A 22,057-nucleotide genomic window follows, 5' to 3' on the forward strand; every position below is an offset into this window, starting at 1 on the left:
CCACCACCGGGCCTCGCCCAGCAGCCTGTCCGATCGAGGCCCGCCCCGACACTTCGGTCATGCAGCAGCGTAGACGACTCGGCACCCGGGCAAATTGAAGTCCGTGGCCGCGCACACAACAGATCGGCGGAATCGGTCGGTGCGGGGGAGAGGCCCTGACGGAGCATCCGGGACAGCCGGTTACCTCACTGCCGCCGGGATCATCCACCCGCAGCGTGGAGCGTAGCTCGTCAGCGAACAAATGGGGCTGCTCCCACGCGGCGAAATGACCGCCGCGGGCGGGCTTCCCCCCACTGCACGAGACCCCGCACACCTGGCGCAGACGCTGGAGCGCGGGACATTGGGGCAGTAGTGGTTCTGGCGACTCGACCGATGAGTTTTGTCGCGCCGGATCGTCTGCACCGGGGGAATGGCCTCTCACTGGGTCCGCAAGAGGCACCCGTACACGGCGAACAGAAGGAGCACACGTGGCAAGCACCTTGACGGTGGACATTTTCCTCTCGGTCGACGGCTGGGCCGGGGGTGATGGCCTACCGGGATACTTCGGCTACCTGGGGCCGGATCTGGAGCAATGGATCACCGAGGCGGGCAGCGAGCCGCAGATCGCGATCATGGGCCGCCGCACCTACCAGGCCCTGGCCGGGCTCTCGGAGCAATTCCGCGACGAGGGCTGGGAGCGCATGTCCCGCACGGACACGATCGTGTTCTCCACGACCCTGCGCGAGACCAGTTGGCCCAAGACCCATATCTCCAGTGGTGACCTGGCCACCGAGGTCGCCAAACTCAAGGCCGACAGCGACCTTCCGCTCCGCACGATCGGAAGCCTTTCCATCGCACGGCAACTCGCCGACGCGGGCCTGGTCGACCGGCTCCGGCTGATGACCTTCCCGCTGCTCGCGGGGAACGCGGGCCGCGACGCGGCGTTCGCGGGAATGTCCAGCGGCGACCTCGAACTGGTCGACCACCGCGTACTCGACGGTCGCATCCTGCTCATCGAGTACCGGCCGACCGGACGCGACATTCCCCGAGCCTGACGCCGGCCCCGGCACACCGTAGCTGATAAGCAGTTCTAGTACTCCAGCCGTAGATCGTGATGGTCGTGTTCCTGGCTAAGTTGGTGCTGGGTGGTATTTGGTGTGGCTACGGCTGCTGCGGGTGGGACGGAGTGAAGTTTTCGGAGCGATCCAGGATGAAAGGTGATCCGGGGGTGGATGGTGTCCAGCCCTGCGTCAACGCGATATGGATGCTTTCGGCGACGTCGGCTGGCAGGACCGGCACCGCCGATGCGTTCATCCAGTTGCTGGGATGGGCGTGGTTTGTTTTGACCACCAACATTGCGCCGGGGTGCTCGGCGTGTTCGACGCCGTAGGTGCAAGGGGATTGCGTGAGGCCCTGGCTGTATGTGGGTCGTGGTCGCAGACGCCATCGGTAGACCTGGCCATCGACGACGATGCGGCGTGAGCCCTTCTTCCCGAGTGTCGTGTGTCTCCTCTTTGGAACTTTAAGCAGCGCAACATGTTAGGGGCCGCCGGCAGTTGGGCGGCGAGACCCACAGCCCTTCGACTTTACATAATGTTGATTATCGGCGTAGCAACGAAGTTGATGAGGTGGGCTGAAACGGTCTGGTGCGCAACTGCATTGCGCGCCGGACGGCACCGGAGAGGCTTCGCCCCCGAAGGAACCGCTCGCTCGTACGCTGCGCGACTTCCTCGATGCGAGGATAACTTCGCTGAATTAGTTCTCGTTCATTTAATAGAATTTCTACCTATTCGGATTACTCGCCGAAAAATTACGATCTCTCATTTTATGGCATAAGTGCATTAATTGCTGAAATGCTGCGAAGATGTCTCGCATTAGGTGCCTGGGTCAAGAACAGCTGATTTTTCCTGCCAACCTCTTCGTTTCGGAACCCGCTCCCCCGACATCCCGTAGCACCGCAATTCGTCACAGTGACGTTTATTAGGCGAGGGGGAGTAACCCCGACTCGGTCCACATCTGCGACGTATTTCTTTCCTATTCAGCCGGAACGCCTCGATTGACTTGACGCGGCCATCGATCTCAGGCACGGTGCGCAGCCAGGTTCAGTCGTACGCCTCGCTCATACGCGCTACCCTACCGGCGAACGGCTATCGACAACGTCGCCGACTCCGATCGTCGGCGCGGTGGAACAGCACTCGAATCGAATACTGTCCCGCGAGCGATACCGTAGATGCGGCGGTATGTGCGAAGCCCCGGAGGGATAAGGCTCGGTGAAGGTACATCTACAGGTTGACAGTGCGCCGGCCGCAGTCCTGGACAGCGCACGTGAGATTGTCGCATCGGGGGCAGACGGCGCATTCTCGTTCGAGGGGCAGCACGACGTCTTCTTTCCTTTGCTCCTGGCCGCCGGTGAGACCCGGCTCGAGCTGATGACCAACGTCGCCATCGCCGGACCACGCAGTCCCCTGCATCTGGCACACGCGGCCCATGACCTACAGGTATATAGCGGTGGACGGTTTCGCCTCGGACTCGGTTCCCAGATCCGCGTCCACATCGAGAAGCGATACGGCAACAGCCAGTGGGGTAAACCCGCCGCGCGGCTGGCCGAGTCGGTGGCAGCGATCAAGGCCATCTTCGCGGCGTGGGAGAAGCAGCAGCCCTTGGACTTTCGCGGTGAGTTCTACACGCACAGGCTCATGCCGCCCAACTTCGATCCGGGCCCCAACCCGTTCGGGCCGCCACCAGTATTCATGGGAGCACTCGGTCCGGTGATGACGCGCACGGCGGCCGAGGTCGCCGATGGTTTACTCGTGATGCCGTTCAACAGCACACGGCATTTTCACGAGCGCACGGTGCCGGCGATCACCGAGGGGCTGCGCCGTTCCGGACGTGAGCTGAATGGATTTCCCATCATCGCGCAGATCATGGTGGCCATCGGGCGTACCGAGGCGGATCTGGCGAATGCCATCGAGCGTGTCACGTCCCTGATCTCGTTCTACGGGTCGACGCCGGCGTACCGGGTGGCGCTCGAGGTGGAGGGGTGGGGTGATCTGCAGCTTCGTCTCAACGAGCTGTCGAAGGCCGGTAAATACGCGGAGATGCGCGCGCTGATCACCGAGCCGATGGTGCGTACCTTCGGAGTTGTCGGTACTCCGTCGGAATGTGCCGATCAGATCCGGAAACGCTATGGCGACTATGCCTCCGAGGTGTGCTGTTACTTTCCGGGGTACACGCCCGATCGCGCCGACCTGGCCGATCTCATTGCGGCTCTGCATTCGGCCCCGCCCCTCGATGGGCGAGTCTGAAGGCCGATCAGCGGTCAGCAGATCCACCGGATCCGGAGCGATCTCCGGCTGGTCCGTGCGATTGCCACCCGCCCGAACACGTTCGTCACTTCGCGCAGCGTGGCCCATGCTCGTGTGATCTCACCGCCAGCCGGCCGAGGTGTCATTCGCGCTTCGCGAGAACCGGCCTCCCGCTGCATTTTCCGTGTGAATTTCTCCGGAACCGGACTTTTGGAGCCGGAGAATGCAGCGATAGGCCGGGTCGTCGCGTGGTGGCGTGGGGTCGGCTCGCGGAGCGCGGTTCGGTGTGGTGGCCGTGCACTGATGCCTGGCGGGTCGCGGGGTATGGGAGACCCGGCCTCCGGCTGCATTCTTCGGACGGAATCCTCGGAAACCAGAGTTTCGAGGCAGAAAAATGCAGCGATAGGCCGGGTGTGGAGTTGGTCTGCGGAGTGCGGTTCGGTGTGGTGGCTGTGCGCTGATGTCGGGCAGGTGGTGGGCGCGGTGCCGGGTCGGTGTGGGAGAACCAGCCTCCGGCTGCATTCTTTGGGCGGGATCGTCGGGAACCAGAGTTTCGGGGCGGAAAATGCAGCCGGAGGCCGGGCGAGCCGACGAGTGGCCGCACGGTCGGCTGATCGAGGCATTCGGGGGCCGGGGCGGGTTCGCATGCCGTCCCGGGCGGCTCAGCCCGTCGGCATGCCCAGGTTGCGATGTTCGAGGGTCGAGCGCAGGGCATTCAGGGTCAGTGCAAGGGTTGCCAGCTGATCGGGGGTGACGGCTGTGCCGAGGATGTCCTGGAGTGCGGCGTGCCAGGCGGGCTCGGTCCGGGACACGATCGACTCGCCGGCGGGGGTGAGCGCGAGGAGGGAGGAGCGGCGATTCGCTGGGTTCGGGCGGCGCTCGATCCACTCCAGTTTCTCCAGGCGGTCGACGATCTTGCTGGTTGCTCCGACGCCGATCGCGAAGCCGGCGGCGAGATCCGCTACGCGCACGTCCGGGTGGTCGCGCACGTAGCGCAGCATCTCGAAGCGTCCGGCGCCGATGCCGGTTTCGGCTTTCACTCGTTCGGCGACGGCGTTGTAGAGGCGCGTCTCCACGCGGACGAGGTCGGTGAACAGCACGTCCAGGTCGACTGGATATTCCCTAGAAGTATCTGCCATGGCATGTACTGTAGTGGCAGGAACTCAGGAAGGGAAGGAACCTCGATGTCCAGACTTCAGCGTGAACGCCTCGACGCGCAGCTGCGGGGCGCCGGTGTCGGGTCGGAGCAGTCCGTCGGCGAGATCCGGGAGAACTTCGTCAAGCTGATGGAACCGATGCCGGTGCCGGAAGACATTCGCGTACAGGAGACTTCGCTGGGGGGCCGTCCCGCGCTGCGTGTCACGCCGGTCGCCGCGGCATGCTCGGGAACCCTGCTGTATTTCCACGGCGGGTCGCATGTGGTCGGCTCGCCCCGCACGGCGCTGGGGCTCACCGGAGGTCTGGTGGTCAGGACCGGGATTCCCGCCATCTCGCTGGACTACCGGCTGGCACCGGAGCATCCGTTCCCGGCGGACGTTCAGGATGTGGTCGCGGCCTACCGGGAACTCCTCGAGCAGGGGCATGCCCCTGAGTCCATCGCCTTCGCCGGTGACTCCGCCGGCGGCGGGCTCACGATTACCGGCGCGCTAGCGGCGCGCGATGCCGGGCTGCCCATGCCTGCGGCGATCCTCGCCTTCTCCCCCGGCCTGGACGCGACGCGCACCGGTGCGAGCATGACCGGCAAGGCGGAGGCGGATCCTCTGCTCGAGCGGGCGAGCCTGGACCGGATGAGCGGCTTCTACGTGGTCGGCGCGGACCGCCGTGACCCGCTGCTCAGCCCGGCGGTGACCGCCGACCTCACCGGTCTGCCGCCGATGCTGGTGCAGGTCGGCACGAACGAGATGCTCCTGGACGACGCTCGCCGTCTCGCGCTGCGCGCCTCGGATGCGGAGGTCGACGCTATTCTCGACATCACCGCGAACGTGCCACACGTCTTCCAGTCGTTCACGCACGTACTCGACGAGGCCGGTGAGGCGCTCGATCGGGCCGCGCTGTTCCTGCGCCAGCGAGTTCGCGGCTGACCGGGTGAATGTCTATGGAGAAGTGGCGGATTCGCCGATGAGTGCCATGTGTTCCTCGGCCCAGGCGCGCAGTGCCGACAGGGGAACCTCCAGGGACAGGCCGAGATCGGTGAGGCTGTAGTAGACCTTGGGCGGGACGGTGGGTTCGACTCGGCGGCCGACCAGGCCGTCGCGGGTCAGCTGTCGCAGAGTGGTCGAGAGCATCTTCTGCGATACACCCGGCATGCGACGTTGCAGTTCGGCGAACCGGATCTCCTCGGGGTCGGCCTCGGCGAGCAGTTTGACCACCATGGACACCCATTTGGTGCCGATGCGGTCCAGCAGCCGCCGGGTTGGGCAGGCCGGATCGAACAGATCGCCGCGCCGGGTAGTCACCTGAACCTCACCACCTGAGTCGAAAGTGCCGTCTTGGCCGATCCTATATGGTTTCCTATCCTCATGTAGTCACTATTGGTAACTACAGAAGAGTCGCCCATGTCCCTCACACTGCAGCACGTCTCGGTGAACGGCATCCGGATCAACGTCGCGGTCACCGGCACGGGCCCGGCCGTACTCCTGCTGCACGGCTTCCCCCACACCTGGCAACTGTGGCAGGGGGTGATGAACGCCCTGGCACCGTCATACAGGCTGATCGCGCCCGATCTGCGCGGACTCGGTGCCAGCGAACGCCCCGCAGGCGGCTACGACGCCGAGAATCTGGCAGCCGACGCGGTTGCGCTGCTGGACGTTCTCGGGGAGCGCGACGCCGCGGTCGTGGGTATCGATCTCGGTGCCGCGCCGGCGTTCCTGATGGCGATGCGGTATCCGGAACGGGTCCGGCGGCTGGTCCTGATGGAGGCGGTACTCGGGCGGTTACCCGGTGCCGAGGACTTTCTGCGCGACGGACCGCCGTGGTGGTTCGGTTTCCACGCCGTCCCCGGTTTGGCCGAGTCCGTGCTGGCCGGCCATGAATCCGCCTACGTCGACTGGTTCCTCACCGCGGGGACGCGTGGCAGGGGCGTGCCCGCGGATCTGCGCACGGCATTTGCCGCGGCCTACTCCAGTACAGACGCGCTTCGTGCGGCGTTCGCTCACTACCGCGCCATGCCCGAGAGCGCGCACCAGATCCAGGAGTCCGTCGCCGTGACACGACTGCGAATGCCGGCACTCGCCCTCGGCGCGCACCCGGTCGGCGATGCGCTCGCGCGTCAACTCCGTTCCTGCGCAGACGATCTGACAGACCACGTGCTCCCCCACTGCGGCCACATCATTCCCGTCGATGGCTTGCCCGCACTGCTGCCGCTGCTGGAGGGTTTTCTGAAACAGTAGATCGTCCACATCGACCCGACCGTATGGCTGTCCGACGCGATGGCGCCACTCAGTGGGCTCGCGCCACACCAACCTGCGCACGTTTCATTACCGATCGCCGCGCTCGGACCACGGTATTCCGGAACCGCCATCGCGGAAGCAGGTCGTAACTGGCACCGGTCCGCCCGGCACCACACCGGTCGCCCAGATGCAGTCCGCGCCGCTCTGCCTGATCCGTCAGTTCGGGGGTGCGTCGATTCGGTCGTCGTAAGCCCGGCGCGTGGGATCCGGACGCAGGAACACCTCGTCGAGCCGCACCGCACGGCGCATGAGGGCAGCCACCGATCGGGGGTACAGCATCCACAGCGCGCTGCCGATCCCCAGTCGTCCCGGCACCACGATGTGGCGGCGGCCGCGGCGCAGCACCTTCACCACGGCCGCGGCGATATCCTCGGGAGCCGAGGGGGCCATGAACGGGCCGGGCGTGATCCCCTGGATCAGGCCGGTGTTCGTGAACGACGGGAACACCGTGGACACGTGGACCCCGGCCGGTTCCATCTCCGCGTCGAGCGCCTCACCGAATCCGACGACGGCGAATTTGGTGCCCGCGTAGACCGCCATGCCGGGGGCGGGGATCCGTCCGGCGACCGAGGAGATGTTCACGATCCGCCCGCCGCCGTGCGCGCTCATATGCCGTGCGGCGGCGCGTGATCCGTTGATCACCCCGAGCACGTTGATCTCGACGGCCCGGCGGATGACGGTGTCGGTCTGCTCGAGTACGGGCCCGACCGGCATGATTCCGGCGTTGTTGATCCAGATGTCGATGTTCCCGTGGCGCGCGATCACCTCGGCGACGAACGCGTCGACCCGTCCGGGGTCGGTGACGTCCAGATAGGCGCCGAAGACGCCGAGTTCGCCTGCGGTGGCGCCGAGTTCGTCCTTGTCGATGTCGCCGATGGCGACCGTGGCGCCCGCGTCGCGCAGCGCCCGCGCGGTCGCCCGGCCGATCCCCCGCGCCGCGCCGGTGACCACGGCGACCCGGCCGGTCAGTTCGATGCCCTTCACGAGTGTGTCCTTTCCAGTTCTTCCAGGGTGCGCCGCAGTACTTTTCCGGACGCCCCGCGCGGCAGTTCGGGCACGGGGATGATGTCGCGGGGCATGCGTGAGCGCGGCAGGTGTGCCGCGATGTGTGTGCGGATCTGTTCCACGCCGAGGCTCTCGGGCGTGCTGATGACGATGTAGGCGCGCAGGCGCTGCCCGAATTCGGTATCGGCGACCGGGGTGACGACGGCGTCGGTGATGCCGGGGTGCGCGAGCAGGGCCAGTTCGACCTCTTCGGGGTAGACGTTCTCCCCACCCGAGACGATCATGTTGTCCGAGCGGCCCATCACGTACAACCGGCCTGCCGCGTCGAGGCGGCCGCGGTCTCCGGTGTCGAAGTATCCGTCGGCGTCCGAGCCGGTGCGTCCGTCGGTGTAGGCACGGATCTGGCCCGAGGTGCGTGCCAGGATGCGGCCCTCCACGTCGGCAGGCAGGTCCCGGCCGGTGTCGTCGGTGATGCGGATGGTGTTGCCGCGCGGGGGTGTTCCGGCGCAGTCGGGGGCCAGGCGCAGGTCCGCGGGGGTGGCGATGCTGATGTAGGAGGCTTCGGTCGAGCCGTACAGGTTGTGCAGTACCGGACCGAACGCGGCGAGCACGTCGGCGACCAGTGCGTCGTCCAGGCGGGCGCCGCCGCTGGCCACGATCCGCAGGTCCGACAGGTCCGCGGTGGCGAGTTGGTCGCCGAGGGCCAGGATGCGGCGCAGCATGGTGGGTACGGCGATGAAGACCGCACAGCGGTGGCGTTGCAGGTCGGTCAGTGCCCGGGCGGCGTCGAACCGGCGGTGCAGGACCAGGGTGGATCCCTGGGTGAGGGTCAGCACCGCGACCAGCAGGCCCCAGCCGTGGAATACCGGCGCGGAGACCAGGACGTTCTCGTTGGGACGCAAGGGGATTCGGGACAGCAGACCGGCGGGCAGCAGCATCGTGCGGGCGTGGTTGCGTGGTGCGCCCTTCGGGACGCCGCTGCTGCCGCTGGTCAGGATCACCACCGAGGAGGGCCGCGGCGGCGCGGGCGGCAGCTCCTCGGAGCCACTGTCGATCACCGCGGCCAGGCTCTCGCCGGATGCCGTCTCGTGATCCCAGGCGCACCAGCGTGCGCCCTCGAAGCTGGCTGCGGCGGTGGCGAAGTCGGCGTCGTACACCAGCGCGTCGAGATTCTCCCGGGCGCCGACCTCGGCGACCTGGCGTGGCCCGAAGTCGGAGTTCAGCAGCACGACCCGGGCCCCGATGGCGCTGGCGGCGCAGAGGGTGACCACGGCGTCGGCGTGGTTGCGGCACAGGATCCCCACCGTCGGCGGCCTGTCACCGAAGCGGGCGCGCAGTGCGTTGGCCAGGCGGTGTGCCCGCCGCGCGAACTCACGGCCGGTCAGGGTGCCGCGGTCGTCGATGATCACGGGCCGGTCGGGATGGGCGGCCGCGCAATACGCGGGCAGCCCGCCGAGCTGGCCGAGCCGCGACACCGCACCCAGGCCGCGCAGCGCACCACGCGAGCGCGGCAGCATGCCCGCACGCCATAATTCGGCCATCGCCGCGGTCTCGTCGATGATCCTGCCGGCGAATCTTCGCTCGCTCATGCCCGTGCCTCACTAGCACTCGGCCCCGACACGACCGCGACAGCAGCGGCATCTTCTGTCCGCCGGCTCATGCCTGCACTCGGCTGCGGCACACCCGCGCCGAGGTCGGCGCCCGGGAGAATCTCGACGCGCTGGTGTACGGCGGCGGCATTGTGCGTTCGGGCGCTCACGCTTCCACCTCGCAGGTACCCGGTCCCCACACGAACGCGCCATCCATTCGCTGGCTCACGTCTCCACCTCGCTGACACCCGGCTCCCGCACGACTGCGAAAGCGGTTGTGTCTTCTGTTCATTCGCTGCGCTTACCGATGTGTCCGCCTCGCTGGTATTTCTGCCCAGCAAAAACCCGATAGCGGCTGTGCTGCCGTGCGCGGTCACGTCTCTACCTCGACCGGCAGTCGACCCCGATATGACCGCGTCGAGCTTCGACACTCACTCATGGGCTTACCTTCTCGGGAACCGTTGTGCGAAGGACGCTGTCAGCCGCGCGAAGCTGCTGAGGGCACGCACGAGCAGCCAGCGATGCCGGTCCGGGTAGGGGGTCGGGATGCGCTGTGTGGTGACCGTCTGCGGTTCGGTGTAGCGCAGGATCCCCTCGGGACCGTGGCGACGCCCCAGCCCGCTGTCGCGCATGCCGCCCATGGGCGCGTCCAACGAGGCGATCGCCGAAAGGTATCCGTCGTTGATGTTCACCGCGCCGGCGATGATCTGCGCGGCCACCGACCGCCCCTCGGCCAGGTCGCGGGTCCACACGCTGGCGCTCAGGCCGTAGCGGCCGGTGTTCGCCTCGGCGATCGCGGTGGCGTCGTCGGGCACCGGATAGATCGATACGACCGGCCCGAAGGTTTCCTCGGAGTGGACCAGCATGCCGGGTGTCACGTTGGTCAGGATGGTGGGCTCGTAGAACAGCGGTCCCAGATCCGGGCGGGCCAGGCCGCCGCACAGCACTTTCGCGCCCTTCCGGCGTGCGTCCTGGACGTGCCTGGTGGTGACGTCGAGCTGGCGCGCTGAGGTCAGCGAGCCCATATCGGTGTCGAAGGAGTAGTCCGCGGCCACCCGCAGCGCCCGCGTGCGTTCGACGAATGCCCGGACGAACCGTTCGTAGGCGCTGTCGTGCACATAGATCCGCTCGATGCCGATGCACATCTGCCCGGCGTTGGAGAAACACGCCTGCACCGCGCCGACGGCCGCGGCGTCCACGGCGGCGTCGGCGCGCACGATCATCGGATTCTTGCCGCCCAGCTCCAGCGAGCAGCCGATGAGCCGCTCGGCGCACCGTCGCGCGATATCGCGGCCGGTCGCGGTCGATCCGGTGAAGCACAGATAGTCCACCGAGTCGATCAGCGCGGGCCCGAGCGCGGCGCCCGGTCCGGCGACGACCTGCCACACTTCCGGCGGCAGTCCCGCCTGACGGGCCAGCTTCAAAGCCAGCAGCAATGTCAGCGGCGCTTGCGAATCCGCCTTGCTGACAACGCTGTTCCCGGCGATCAGCGCCGGAATGACATCACCCACGGCCAGGAACAGCGGATAGTTCCACGGCGCGATCACACCGACCACGCCCTTGGGCCGGTAGTCGATATGCGCGCGGACCACCCGGGGAATCGAGCCGGGGGCCTGCCGGTGGCGCAGGTATCGCGCACCGTGACGGCCGTAGTGCAGCGCCACCGACACCACGCCGTGCACCTCGATCGCGGCGTGGACGCGGGCCTTACCGGTCTCCCACTGCATGAGGGTGCACAGGTCGGCCGAGTGCTCGGCGAGCAGCCGGCCGAAACGCAGCATGATGCGGGCACGGTCGGCGACCGGACGCCGCGCCCATTGCGGCGCGGCCGAGCGTGCCAGCGCCGCGGTCGCGGCGACGGTCTCCGGATGGGCCTGCGGGATGGACGGAAGGGGCGTGCCGGTGAACGGCGCGAGGGCATGTCGCGTGTCGGCGGACGGTGGCAGGAGGCTGCGCAACTCGTCCACGAGGGTGGCGTCGAGTCCGGTGGGCGGTGACGACGACGTCACTGTGTGCATGGGAATCTGCTTCCGGTCGGCGGGAACCTGACGGGCTGGGGGCTACCAGATGAGCCGTGCGAGATAGCGTTCCGCGTACCGGCGCACGGCGGCCGGGTCGGAGGTGTCCAGTTGGCCGTCCGGATTCAGCAGCAGCGACTGGGTGAGCCGGATCAGGATCTCCGACACCGCCTGCAGATCCTCCTCGGACATGGTCACCCCGCTGCGTCGCAGGGATCCGGCCACCATATCGCTGGCGCGGCGGATCGGCAGCCCGTTGGTGCTGTTGTTGAGCCCGAACAGCAGTTCCGGTTCGCTGTCCACGATGCGGCGCACCAGCGGGATGGTGGACAGGATCTGGAATCCCCGGGTGAAGCATTCGATCACCGCGGTCTGCGGATCCTTGCCCGCCGCGACACTGTCGAGATGTCCGAACAGCGAACGGGTTTCGGCCAGCACGAGGTGTTCGAACAGGGCGTCCTTGGTGGGGAACCGGCGATACAGCGTGCTGCGGCTGACTCCCGCGCGGCGCGCGATATCGTCCATGTTGGTGCGCCGGATGCCGTACTGCTCGAATTCCGTGCGCGCGGCGTCGAGCATGCGCTGCTCGGGCGCGGTGGCGGGCTCGGCGCTGGAGCGTGTGGTCATGGTCGCCGAGCCTATCGGTGCGGCCATCTCACAGTCTCCGCAGCCGCACCGGCAGCCGATCCTTCGGGACCGGCAGGGTGGTGTAGTCCAGCTTCCACCGGTAGTCGGCGGGCACCGACCATTCGTGCGTCAGCAGCAGGTTGTGCATGATGGTCTTGATTTCCAGCTGCGCGAAGAACAAACCGATGCACTTGTGCGCCCCGCCGCCGAAGGGCATCCAGGCGTACTTGTGCGACCTGTCCTCGGCGCGATCGGGCGAGAATCGCCCGGGGTCGAAGGTTTCCGGGTCGTTCCACAGGGCCGGGTTGTAGTGGTTGACCATGGCCGTCGCCGAGACCAACGCGCCCTTGGGCACGAAGTATCCGCCGATCTCGGTGTCCTGCAACGCTTCCCGCAGCAGTCCCGGCACCGGGGCGTTGAGCCGGAGCGATTCCTTCATGATCGCCTCGAGCACGGTGAAATCGCCCAGGGTCTCGTACTCGATCTCCGCGGGCAGGGCGCGGGACTGCTCGCGGGCGGTGTCCTGCCACTGCGGATGCCGGGCCATGTAGTACGCCATCGTGGTCGTGGCGATGGTCGAGGTGTCGTGCGCGGCCATCAGCACGAAGATCATGTGGTTGACCACGTCGGCGTCGGTGAACGTGTGGCCCTCGTCGGATTCGACGTGGCACAGTACCGAGAACAGGTCGGGTGTGCGCTGCGCGCGTTTGGCGGGCAGATGCCGGTACATGAACTCTTCCAGCACTTTCCGGCCCGCCAGGCCCCGCGACCATCGCCCGCCCGGCACATCGCGCCGCACCAGGGACAGTCCGGCGTCGACGCAGTCGATGAACGCCTTGTTGATCCGATCCGCCTCGGCGCGTGGGAGTTTCAGCCCCAGGAAGATCTCGAGCGCGACATCGAGGGTGATCTTCTTGAACTCGCTGAGCATCCGCACGCCGTCGCCGGTCGGCAGCGCCGCCACGCGCTCGCGGATCATCGGCTGCATCTCGCGCAGGTAGCCCTCGAGATGGGTGCGGTTGAACGCCTGTTGCAGGATGAGGCGGTGGTGACGGTGTTCCTCGAAGTCCATCAGCAGGATGCCGCGGTGGAAGAACGGGCCGATCATGAAACCCCACGCCGGTTCGGCCGCCAGGGATTTGGTGCGGTTGATCGCGACCTCCCCCGCGCCGTCCGGGGTCAGTGGCGTCACGATCTGTCTGCCGAACGAGTTCAAGTAGGTGATGTCGCCGAACTGCTTGCGATGCCGGGTGATCGTCGCCAGTGGATTGCGGGTGTATCGCAGCACTTCGATCAGCCACGGAGTGCCGCTGCCGTAGATCGGTTTCAGGCCGCTGCCCGGCGGTGGCGGCGCCAGCATCGCACGGCGGCGCGGCGTTGCCGGCGGATGGTTGTGCAGGGGGCGAGGGTCCACACCCTCACGTTCCCATCCCTGGGCGGCCCACGGTAGGTACAGTCGGCGGATCGGTAGCTTGTTGAACAGCGGGTTCAGTGCCCGCATGGTCGCGGCGAAACGCTGGAAGCGCCGTTCTCTGCGCTCGTCCCAGTCCAGCTCGCACACCTCGCGCATCTGCGCGGGCAGGGTGCCCACGACCACCGTGCGCGCGATCGCGTTCAGCGGCGCCGACAGCACCGCCCATACCGGGCGCGGCACCCGCTTCGGGCGCGGGATGCCTTGGCGCAGATAGCCGGTGCCGTAGCGGATGGTCCTGGTGGGCACGAACCGCTCCAGCATGCCGTCCCAGTACTCCAGGAATTCCTCATAGGTCTGCGGCTGGTTGCGCTCGCTGACCCCGTAGAGCCGGTACCAGACCTTGCTCTCGGCGAAGATCTGCGCCTTCTCCTCGTACGACAACCGCCGGATGAACGTGTCGGTGACGTAGATGACCTGGTCGACGAAGGTGGCGTGCGCCCAGTAGAACAGCTCGGGATTCAGTGCGTGATACCGCGATCCGTCGCTGATCGTGCCCTTGATCGGCTTGTGGAAATCCCGCACCGTGCGGCCCCACCCGTGCGGGTCGTCGGAGTAGATGGTCTTCATGATCGGCGGGCCGCTGCGCCGGGCCCGGCCGATGGTGTCCGAGAAGATCACCGAGTGGTCCTCGACGCCCTTGCCCAGCTGCTCGATGCAGTTCTCGGTGCCCGCCACGCGCTGGAATCCGAGCAGCCCGCGCACGTCGCCGTAGAACTTCCACACCAGCGAATCCGCGCCCAGTGCCGGTGTCGCCTCCGCGACCTCGTCCGCAACCGGCATCGCCACCGCTTCACGAATACCGGCGTCGAACCGATCCGGATCGAATGTCTCGTCGACGGTCGTCAACGCAATCACCTCCCTGTGGAGCAGTGACACATATTTGTATCTCTGTTTCAGAGAGTAGTCGGCCGACCGCGCACCGCACAAGAGGACTCGGCGGCTATTGCGCCCGAATTGCCGCAGTGCTCCAGCGGGCGCCACCACCAGAGACATATTCGCAGAATCCGGACGCATCCGATCCGGGTTCTATTTCGTCACAGTGACAAGAGACGGCCGAGGTCTATCGCAGAAGTGCCGAATCCGGCACGCGCACACCGCATTCGACGGTAGCCGTTGGTCGCCGCGAGATGCGGGAGCAGCAGGCCGACGGGCCCGGTGAAGTCGATCCGACCGGTGCGCTCAGCCTGCCCGGCGCGGTCGGCGAGGGCCCGCGCCCTGAACGACCGCGCGCGGTGCGCGGAACCACCGGGAAGGCGGATCCGCGCACCGCGCGCGGTGAAGAACCCGGCTCAGACCACGGGCTGGGTGGGCTGGATGGGGATTTCGTCGGTGTGGGGCACCCCGGTCCCGCGCAGCGAGGCACCGACGGTCTCACGCAGGAAGAACCACGACACCAGACCGACCACACAGCCGGCGACCATGAAGAACGCGGGGAACAGCTTCCATCCGGTCGCGTCGATCACCGCCTGGTCGATATAGGGTGCGGTACCGCCGAAGATCGCGGTCGACAGGTTGTAGGACAGCGCGAATCCGGCGTACCGCACCTGGGTGGGGAAGATCGCCGGGAAGGTGGCCGAGATGGTGGACAGCTGGGGGACGAACAGCAGGCCCAGTACGATGAAACCGACGATGGCCCAACCGATTCCCTGGCCCATCAGCCAGTACATGGGTACCGCCAGCACCCCGAGCCCGACCAGGGATACCAGCCACATCGGGCGCCGGCCCACCCGGTCGGACAGCGCCCCCGACAATGGCAGGAAGACCATCATCACCAGCTGGCCCACGAGCACCATCGCCGTGGTGGTGGAGTCGCTGATGTGAATGGTGCTTTCCAGGTATGTGGGCTGGTAGGACAGCAGTGTGTAGTCCACGATGTTGAGCGCGATGACCAGTCCGGCAAGGGTGAGCAGCTCGCGCGGGTACTTCAGGACCAGCGCCTTGAGGGCCCACAAGCCGCCGTGCTGCTGATCCGTCCGCTCGGCGACCTCGGTGAAGACCGGGGACTCGTCGAGCCGGCTGCGCAGATACCAGCCGATCAGGCCCAGTGGCAGCGCGACCAGGAAGGGAATGCGCCAGCCCCACGACTGCATGGCACTGTCGCCCAGGATCACCTGCAGCAGCAGCACCAGCGCGGTGCCGCCGACGACGCCTGTCAGCGTGCCGAACTCCAGGAAGCTGCCCAGGAAGCCGCGGCGGCGGTCATCGACGCTCTCGGCCATGAAGGTCGCGGCCCCGCCGTACTCGCCGCCGGTGGAGAAGCCCTGCACGATGCGCAGGACGAACAGCAGGATCGGGGCCAGGATGCCGACCTGGGCGTGGGTGGGCAGGATGCCGATGCACGCGGTCGCGCCGGCCATCAGCAGAATGGTGGTGGCCAGCACCGCTTTGCGTCCGATGCGGTCGCCCAGCGGGCCCCAGACCAGGCCGCCGACCGGGCGTAGCAGGAACGACACGGCGAAGCCGAGCATCGTGAACGCGGTGCCCAGGCCAGGGAAGAACGCGTGGGTGAGGTAGGTGGCGGTCGCGGCGTAGACACCGTAGTCGAACCACTCGGTCGCGTTGCCCATCGCCGCGGCGGCCACGGATCGGCGTTGCAGTGCAGGTGAGATGTGTGAGTCGCGGGTTGTCACGCGAGCTCCCTTCCCCAGGTGTCGTCGGACACACCGTTGTGTCGCTGGTCGACTGTCTTCGACGGACAGGGCCATCTAAATAACAAAATGGCAACGAATTACACGTTTACCCGGTTCTCGAATCGAGCAAACAACGGCAACCTTCGCAAAAGCGCTGGCACACACCGCACTACCAGTGTCGATACCCTATTTTGTGACCCCTGTCACACTTGCCGAATTTCGCAATCTCCGCTAGCGACTGCCAGGCATGCGGGCCGGCTATCACGCGTGAGGGTTCAGAGTATCGTTCGGAGTGCCTCGACTACCGATGACGTGCCCCTCGAGTGCTCATTAAAGGATTGTGGGTGCGACCGCGTAGATTGACCCCGACGATGACGAACATCCGGTTTGCCGGATGCACTGCCAGATGCCTGTTCTCGAGGGGACGACGACGTTGACCGCCACCGCCGAACGATCGCGAACCGGGCTGCGCGCCTGGCTGCTCCAGAGCGCGAACGAGGACGAATACTCCCGGCATCCCGGGCCGTGGGTCAAACAGACCGAGGAGGCGCATCAGCGCTCCTGGTGGCAGGTGATGTGCCTGACCGGTGTCGACTACTTCTCCACGCTCGGTTACCAACCCGGCATCGCGGCGGTTGCCGCAGGTGTGCTGTCCCCCATGGCCACACTGGTGCTGGTCGTGCTCACGCTGCTGGGCGCGCTACCGGTGTACCGGCGGGTGGCACGCGAGAGTCCGCACGGCGGCGGATCGCTGGCCATGTTCTCCGCGGTTCTGCCGCGCTGGACCGGCAAGATCTTCATCCTCGTGCTGCTGGGCTTCGCCGCGACCGACTTCGTCATCACCATGACCCTGTCCGCGGCCGACGGCGCCGCGCACATCGTGGAGAACCCGCTGGTACCGCACGCGCTGGCCAGCCACACGATGCTCATCACCCTCGCGCTGCTGGCGCTGCTGGCGGCGATCTTCCTCAAAGGCTTCGCCGAGGCCATCAGCATCGCGGTGGGGCTGGTCGGGGTCTATCTGGCGTTGAACGTCGTGGTCGCGGCCGTCGGGCTGTGGCATGTGTTCACCGCCTCCGGGCTCGTGGTCGACTGGACCCATGCGATGACCGCCCAGCACGGGAACATCTTCGCCATGATCGGTGTCTCGCTGCTGGTGTTCCCCAAGCTCGCGCTCGGGCTGTCCGGATTCGAGACCGGCGTGGCGGTGATGCCGCAGATCAAGAGCACCCCCGGCGAACCGGAGGACAACCCCCGCACCCGGATCATCGGCGCCCGCAAGCTGTTGACCACCGCGGCGCTGATCATGAGCTGCTTCCTGATCGTCACCAGCTTCATCACCGTGGTCCTGATCCCCGAACCGGAATTCCGGACCGGCGGCAAGGCCAACGGGCGCGCACTGGCCTATCTGGCGCATCAGTACCTGGGCAACGGATTCGGCACCGTCTACGACATCTCCACCATCGCGATCCTGTGGTTCGCCGGAGCCTCGGCGATGGCGGGGCTGCTCAACCTCGTACCGCGCTACCTGCCGCGGTTCGGCATGGCGCCCGAATGGGCACGCACCACCCGGCCGCTGGTCCTGGTGTTCGCGGTGATCGCGTTCGGGATCACCTGGTACTTCAAGGCCGACGTCGACGCGCAGGGCGGCGCGTACGCCACCGGTGTGCTGGTGCTGATCACCTCGGCGGCGGTCGCGGTGACACTGTCCGCGGCGCGTAAGCGCGAGGGCCGCAAGGTGATCGGGTTCGGGCTGGTGTCCGCGGTGTTCGTATACACCACGATCGCGAACATCTTCGAACGGCCCGAGGGTGTGCAACTGGCGTCGCTGTTCATCCTGGCGATCATCGTGGTGTCGTTCTTCTCGCGGGTGCGCCGCGCGTTCGAGCTGCGCGCGATCGAGGTCACCTTCGACGACAAGGCCGGCTGGCTGATCGACAAGACCGCCTCCACCGGCGCGGTGCGCATCGTCACCCACGACCTGGACGAGGTCAAGGACCGGGATCCGGCCGAGTACCGGGAGAAAGAGGCCGTGCAGCGGCTCGAGAGCCACATCCCGAACACCGAGGCGATCCTGTTCCTCGAGGTGATCGTGCGCGACGCCTCGGAGTTCTCCACCGACCTGAACGTGCGCGCGGTCGAACTGGACTGCTACAAGATCCTGTCCGTCGAGGCGACGGCCGTCCCCAACTCGATCGCCGCCATCCTGCTGGCCATCCGCGACCGCACCGGCCTGAACCCCCACGTCTACTTCGAATGGACCGAAGGCAATCCGCTGATGAACCTGCTCAAGTTCCTGTTCGTCGGCGAAGGCGAGGTCGCCCCCGTGACCCGCGAGATCCTGCGCCGCGCGGTCCCCGACCCGGGCCAGCGCCCCCACGTGCACGTGGACAGCTGAGCATCCACCGCCTGGTGCCCCACCGAAGCGCGTTCAGATGATCGCGCTACCCCAGCCCGGCCTATCGCTGCATTCTGTGGCTCCATTCGTCCGATACCGGTCGATCGAGGCCACAAAATGCAGCGATAGGCCGGGATCAGCGAGTCGGCTGGGTCTCCAGGTGCTCGGCAACCTGCGCGGAGAGGCACACGGCCGGCGCGTGCGGGTGGCGCGGACGCGGTCCTGCGCTTCGGCCGGTCCACCGCACCCCGCTGATCTGGTCGAACCGGGTCAGTCGGCGGGCCAGAGGTCCCTGAGCCGTTGGGCGGTGTCGGTGGCCTGGCGTACGCCTGCCTCGTATGCGGGGGCCAGGGCTGCGGGGCTGAAGACGTCCAGGCCGAAGGCGGCGATCGCGGCCTGGTCGGGGACGACCGAGACCTCGGTGGCGCCGCCCAGATTGGCGTCGGAGGGGGTGCGGGGGAACATATGGGCCAGGGGTTCCAGGATGACCACCAGTTCGGCGCCTGCGGCTTGGTCGGCGTTGATGCCCGAGCGCAGGCCGCCGTCGACGTAGGTGTGCCCCTGGATCGGGATGGGCGGGAACACGCCCGGCACACAGGTGCTCGACGCGAGCGCCTCGGGCAGGGTGGCGGCGCCCTCCCGGGTCCACACCTGGAACTCGCCGGTGCCGATGTCGACCGCGGTCAGCCGCAGATCCCGGTCCGGCCAGTCGGTCAGGCCGGTCAGCGACTCCATCCGCTTCACGTGCACGGCCGGATCTCCGGTGTCGGCGGATTGGGCCAACTCGCCCACCTGCCGGATCAGGGACTTGCGGTCTTGATCACGCCGGGCGAGCACGGTGAATATCTTGTTCACCAGATTCAGATCCACCTCGAACGCCGGCACGTCCACCGCGGTCGGATCCGCCAGCCGCGCCGGATCACCACCCGAGGCCAATACCGCCCCGACCACGGCACCGGCCGACGTGCCTACGATCCGTTCGGCCAACCCCAGGTCGATCCCCGCCTCCCGCAGCCCGATGACCAGGCCCGTCATCCAGGAGATCCCGACCGGGCCACCTCCCCCCAGCACGAGCGCGGTCCGGATTTCCTTGGATGCATCAACCATGTCCCCACGATAACCAGTCCGGCGTCGCCGCGCCCTGAATCCCCTAGCCAGGACCCGTTGCGCTCGATCGTCATTCGCCCCCGGCGCCCGCATCGTCCCGGAGACCAACGCACCTCGAGACAACACCGGCCCCCGGCGAGCGTCGACCAGGCCGCGCGGGCCGATACCCGGCCCGCGACTTGAACATCGATCGAGCCCTACGGCGTTGCCCTACTGCTGCACACCCCCTGGAGGCGACGGCCTGAACAGCGCACGGACCGCTGGTGGGCGATGAGACACCCCCTGTTGAGACCAGCTCGCTCGATGCAGATCAAAGAGGTCACGGCGAGTGCGCCGCCGAGCCTGATCGGCTCGCTCACTCACGTGTCCAGAACGTCCGAATGCTCGCTCAGCGGGGCAGGCGGTTGATGCGCCAGCACTGCGAGGTCAGGGGGATCTCCACGGTGGGTGAGCCATTCGCGTGTTCGTCCAGGACGGTGCGGATATGGGACAGGCGGGCGTCACGGTCGGCGGGGTCCGCGACGATGACCTGGCTGTAGGTGCCCAGCCAGGCGACGACCTCGTCGGGGGTCATGGTGAGTGTGAACGGGAACCGGGCGCCCTCGGTCTCGCCGAACGGGCTGCCTTCGGGGGTGGTGAAGTGCCATCGCTGTTCCATGCGGCGGCGCAGGTCCTCGTCGGTCTCGGAGTCCGAGGCACGGATGCGGGCGGCGTCGAGTTCGAACACCCAGTCGACGGTGCGGTCACGGCTGGTCCACACCACGCCCAGGCGGCCGCCGTCGCGCAGCACGCGGGCGATCTCGGCGATCGCGACCTTGTGGTCGAACCAGTGCCATGCCGCAGAGACGAACACCGCGTCCACACTCGCGTCGGGCAGCGGGATCTGTTCCGCGCGACCCGCCAGGGCCCGCACTCCGGGGGAACGCTCCGCGAGCACCGCCCGCATGCGGTCATCCGGTTCGACCGCGATCACCTCGGGCACCCGCTCGGCCAGCGCCCGCGTGAACAGCCCCGTCCCGGCGGCCAGATCCAGCGCCGTCCCGCACCCCGCCGGGATCAGCCACTCGACCGCCTGCGCGGGCGGCCCCGGCCGCAGCCGGTCGTAATCCTGCGCGATGCTCCCGAACGATGTCGCCCGATCTTGATCTGCCGTCATGGACCACACCGTAATACCCCGAACTTAGGGAAACCTTCATGCCGGCTGTGTACGGCGATCCGCTTCCCCAACGACGACGCCTGTCACTCGCGGTGCCCGGCCCTCCATGAAGCGGCGCAACGTTTCCGGCTCCGGTAGCTCCCCGACGCGCCCAAGCCCCCGGCCCGATGCGCAGGGCCACGCGCCCGACGCCCTGCTCGTGGGCTCACCCCAGCCAAGTCCACCACCTGCCGCCGCCCTCGACACTGCCCGACGCGCTCGCCGTACCGCGCCCGGCGGGCCGCAACCTCGACGTCGTCGGCGTGGTCACAGTTCAGCGGCCCTGCCAGACAGGGTCGCGTTTCTGGGTGAAGGCCAGGATGCCTTCGGCGGCGTCCTGGGAGGTCAGGGCGGGGGTGGCCAGGTCGGTTTGGCGGGTGAACTCCTCGGCGGTGGACCAGTCGGGGGTTTGGTCGATGATGCGTTTGCTGGCCTGAATGCTCAGGGGGGCGTTCACCGCGATGCGCTCCGCCAGGGCCAAGGCGGCCTCGAGGGCATGGCCGGGGGCGGCCAGGTGGTTGACCAGGCCGAGGTCCGCAGCGCGGGCGGCGGTGATCGGGTCGCCGGTCAGGGCCAGTTCCATGGCGATCGCGCGGGGCAGGCGGCGGGCCAGGCGCAGCACACCGCCGCCGACGGCGACCAGTCCGCGTTTGACCTCCGGGATGCCGAACGTCGAATCCTCGGCCGCGACAACCAGATCCGCGGCCAGCGCCAGCTCGCAGCCACCCGCCAGAGCCGGACCCTCCACCGCCGCGATGAGCGGTTTCGACGGCGGTTTCGCGGCGATGCCCAGGGCGCCGCGACCGGGAGTCATCGGCACCTCACCGAGCGCTGCGGCCTTGAGATCCATTCCGGCGCTGAAGTATCCGCCCGCACCGGTGATGATCGCCACCTGCGCGTCCGGATCGGCCTCGAAGGCATCCAGGGCTCGTTCGATGCCCTGGGCGGTGGCCAGGTTCACCGCGTTGCGCACGGCGGGACGGTTCAGCGTGATGACGGTGATCCGGCCACGGCGTTCCACCAGCACCGGCGGCGGAGGCGGGGCGGCCAGCGCGGTGCGCTCACCGGCGGTGACGGTGATCCGGCCGTCGGACACCGTGACCGGCAGACCCAGCAGGTCCTGTTCGCCGGCCAGTTGGGTGATCAGCTCGGAATCGCTGCCGCGCAGCAGGATTCGGGCGCCATCGGGGGCGATGAGGCTTACGATCGCGGCCTCCGGCTCGCCGTCCCGGCCGTAGGGCACGGTGTAGGCCTCGACCACCGCGGGTCCGGAATAGTCGG

17 protein-coding genes and 2 pseudogenes are annotated in these 22,057 nt (G+C 67.5%); 5 read left to right on the plus strand and 14 right to left on the minus strand.

All coding sequences use genetic code 11. The annotated features are described in order from the left end of the window. Positions 1-467 precede the first annotated feature (467 nt). A complete protein-coding gene (locus JZ791_RS37465) occupies positions 468-1,034 on the plus strand; it encodes a dihydrofolate reductase family protein (protein WP_216901648.1) in 567 nt (188 codons plus the stop codon). A 106-nt stretch (positions 1,035-1,140) separates the two neighbouring features. Here JZ791_RS37465 and JZ791_RS37470 read toward each other — a convergent pair whose 3' ends face one another. Further along, positions 1,141-1,335 (minus strand): hypothetical protein, encoded by a 195-nt coding sequence (locus JZ791_RS37470; protein WP_216901650.1) that lies wholly within the window; start codon positions 1,333-1,335, stop codon positions 1,141-1,143. A gap of 914 nt (positions 1,336-2,249) precedes the next feature. On the opposite strand from JZ791_RS37470, the gene JZ791_RS37475 reads away from it, so the two are divergent. Beyond that, the gene (locus JZ791_RS37475) at positions 2,250-3,284 is read left to right on the plus strand and encodes a TIGR03617 family F420-dependent LLM class oxidoreductase (protein ID WP_216901652.1); all 1,035 of its coding nucleotides are present in this window, start codon (positions 2,250-2,252) and stop codon (positions 3,282-3,284) included. Positions 3,285-3,946: 662 nt separating this feature from the next. On the opposite strand, the gene JZ791_RS37480 is transcribed toward JZ791_RS37475, so the two are convergent. Next, complete coding sequence (locus JZ791_RS37480; RefSeq protein ID WP_216901654.1) at positions 3,947-4,423, minus strand: MarR family winged helix-turn-helix transcriptional regulator; 477 nt, start codon at positions 4,421-4,423, stop codon at positions 3,947-3,949. Positions 4,424-4,468: 45 nt separating this feature from the next. Between JZ791_RS37480 and JZ791_RS37485 the strand changes: the two genes are divergently transcribed. Beyond that, positions 4,469-5,365 (plus strand): alpha/beta hydrolase, encoded by an 897-nt coding sequence (locus JZ791_RS37485; protein WP_216901656.1) that lies wholly within the window; start codon positions 4,469-4,471, stop codon positions 5,363-5,365. A 12-nt stretch (positions 5,366-5,377) separates the two neighbouring features. Here JZ791_RS37485 and JZ791_RS37490 read toward each other — a convergent pair whose 3' ends face one another. After that, positions 5,378-5,740 (minus strand): winged helix-turn-helix transcriptional regulator, encoded by a 363-nt coding sequence (locus JZ791_RS37490; RefSeq protein WP_216901658.1) that lies wholly within the window; start codon positions 5,738-5,740, stop codon positions 5,378-5,380. 99 nt (positions 5,741-5,839) lie between these two features. Here JZ791_RS37490 and JZ791_RS37495 point away from each other — a divergent pair, with 99 nt between their 5' ends. Then, positions 5,840-6,673 carry an alpha/beta fold hydrolase gene (locus tag JZ791_RS37495; protein ID WP_216901660.1) on the plus strand — a complete coding sequence of 278 codons (834 nt, stop codon included), beginning with the start codon at positions 5,840-5,842 and terminating at the stop codon, positions 6,671-6,673. 216 nt (positions 6,674-6,889) lie between these two features. On the opposite strand, the gene JZ791_RS37500 is transcribed toward JZ791_RS37495, so the two are convergent. From JZ791_RS37500 to JZ791_RS37530, 7 genes and pseudogenes are all read right to left on the minus strand, one after another. Then, on the minus strand, positions 6,890-7,717 hold the full coding sequence (locus JZ791_RS37500) for an SDR family oxidoreductase (protein WP_216901662.1): 828 nt from the start codon (positions 7,715-7,717) through the stop codon (positions 6,890-6,892). After that, on the minus strand, positions 7,714-9,327 hold the full coding sequence (locus JZ791_RS37505; protein WP_216901664.1) for an AMP-binding protein: 1,614 nt from the start codon (positions 9,325-9,327) through the stop codon (positions 7,714-7,716). Before JZ791_RS37505 ends, JZ791_RS37500 begins: the two co-directional genes overlap by 4 nt. A gap of 443 nt (positions 9,328-9,770) precedes the next feature. Continuing rightward, on the minus strand, positions 9,771-11,345 hold the full coding sequence (locus tag JZ791_RS37510; RefSeq protein ID WP_216901666.1) for a succinic semialdehyde dehydrogenase: 1,575 nt from the start codon (positions 11,343-11,345) through the stop codon (positions 9,771-9,773). A gap of 42 nt (positions 11,346-11,387) precedes the next feature. Then, the gene (locus JZ791_RS37515) at positions 11,388-11,972 is read right to left on the minus strand and encodes a TetR/AcrR family transcriptional regulator (RefSeq protein WP_216901668.1); all 585 of its coding nucleotides are present in this window, start codon (positions 11,970-11,972) and stop codon (positions 11,388-11,390) included. 28 nt (positions 11,973-12,000) lie between these two features. Further along, entirely contained in the window at positions 12,001-13,332 is a 1,332-nt protein-coding gene (locus tag JZ791_RS37520; protein ID WP_216901676.1) for a cytochrome P450, read from the minus strand. Between the two features lie 30 nt (positions 13,333-13,362). Next, positions 13,363-14,226 (minus strand): annotated as a pseudogene (locus JZ791_RS37525) (oxygenase MpaB family protein); the annotation flags it as partial. A gap of 509 nt (positions 14,227-14,735) precedes the next feature. Next, a complete protein-coding gene (locus tag JZ791_RS37530) occupies positions 14,736-16,013 on the minus strand; it encodes an MFS transporter (RefSeq protein ID WP_216901678.1) in 1,278 nt (425 codons plus the stop codon). A gap of 469 nt (positions 16,014-16,482) precedes the next feature. Between JZ791_RS37530 and JZ791_RS37535 the strand changes: the two genes are divergently transcribed. After that, the gene (locus tag JZ791_RS37535) at positions 16,483-18,474 is read left to right on the plus strand and encodes an APC family permease (RefSeq protein ID WP_216901670.1); all 1,992 of its coding nucleotides are present in this window, start codon (positions 16,483-16,485) and stop codon (positions 18,472-18,474) included. Positions 18,475-18,744: 270 nt separating this feature from the next. On the opposite strand, the gene JZ791_RS37540 is transcribed toward JZ791_RS37535, so the two are convergent. The 4 genes and pseudogenes from JZ791_RS37540 to JZ791_RS45630 all read right to left on the minus strand — a co-directional run. Beyond that, positions 18,745-19,581, minus strand: coding sequence for a patatin-like phospholipase family protein (locus JZ791_RS37540; protein ID WP_216901672.1), 837 nt, complete (start codon positions 19,579-19,581; stop codon positions 18,745-18,747). A 388-nt stretch (positions 19,582-19,969) separates the two neighbouring features. Then, the gene (locus JZ791_RS37545) at positions 19,970-20,737 is read right to left on the minus strand and encodes a class I SAM-dependent methyltransferase (RefSeq protein ID WP_216901674.1); all 768 of its coding nucleotides are present in this window, start codon (positions 20,735-20,737) and stop codon (positions 19,970-19,972) included. Positions 20,738-21,050: 313 nt separating this feature from the next. After that, the gene (locus tag JZ791_RS37550) at positions 21,051-21,827 is read right to left on the minus strand and encodes a crotonase/enoyl-CoA hydratase family protein (protein WP_254206996.1); all 777 of its coding nucleotides are present in this window, start codon (positions 21,825-21,827) and stop codon (positions 21,051-21,053) included. A 99-nt stretch (positions 21,828-21,926) separates the two neighbouring features. Beyond that, a pseudogene (locus JZ791_RS45630) lies at positions 21,927-22,037 on the minus strand (hypothetical protein); the annotation flags it as partial. Positions 22,038-22,057: the final 20 nt, after the last annotated feature.

Origin of the sequence: Nocardia alni (assembly GCF_019038435.1) — a bacterium.
Classification (GTDB): domain Bacteria; phylum Actinomycetota; class Actinomycetes; order Mycobacteriales; family Mycobacteriaceae; genus Nocardia; species Nocardia alni.

Coding starts and splice junctions, on each gene's coding strand:
- JZ791_RS37520 (WP_216901676.1), bottom strand. CDS start 13,332: ATGCTGGCGCCGCCACCGCCGGGCAGCGGCCTGAAACCGATCTACGGC.
- JZ791_RS37485 (WP_216901656.1), top strand. CDS start 4,469: ATGTCCAGACTTCAGCGTGAACGCCTCGACGCGCAGCTGCGGGGCGCC.
- JZ791_RS37505 (WP_216901664.1), bottom strand. CDS start 9,327: ATGAGCGAGCGAAGATTCGCCGGCAGGATCATCGACGAGACCGCGGCG.
- JZ791_RS37510 (WP_216901666.1), bottom strand. CDS start 11,345: ATGCACACAGTGACGTCGTCGTCACCGCCCACCGGACTCGACGCCACC.
- JZ791_RS37535 (WP_216901670.1), top strand. CDS start 16,483: ATGCCTGTTCTCGAGGGGACGACGACGTTGACCGCCACCGCCGAACGA.
- JZ791_RS37470 (WP_216901650.1), bottom strand. CDS start 1,335: ATGTTGGTGGTCAAAACAAACCACGCCCATCCCAGCAACTGGATGAAC.
- JZ791_RS37530 (WP_216901678.1), bottom strand. CDS start 16,013: ATGGGCAACGCGACCGAGTGGTTCGACTACGGTGTCTACGCCGCGACC.
- JZ791_RS37480 (WP_216901654.1), bottom strand. CDS start 4,423: ATGGCAGATACTTCTAGGGAATATCCAGTCGACCTGGACGTGCTGTTC.
- JZ791_RS37545 (WP_216901674.1), bottom strand. CDS start 20,737: ATGACGGCAGATCAAGATCGGGCGACATCGTTCGGGAGCATCGCGCAG.
- JZ791_RS37515 (WP_216901668.1), bottom strand. CDS start 11,972: ATGACCACACGCTCCAGCGCCGAGCCCGCCACCGCGCCCGAGCAGCGC.
- JZ791_RS37495 (WP_216901660.1), top strand. CDS start 5,840: ATGTCCCTCACACTGCAGCACGTCTCGGTGAACGGCATCCGGATCAAC.
- JZ791_RS37540 (WP_216901672.1), bottom strand. CDS start 19,581: ATGGTTGATGCATCCAAGGAAATCCGGACCGCGCTCGTGCTGGGGGGA.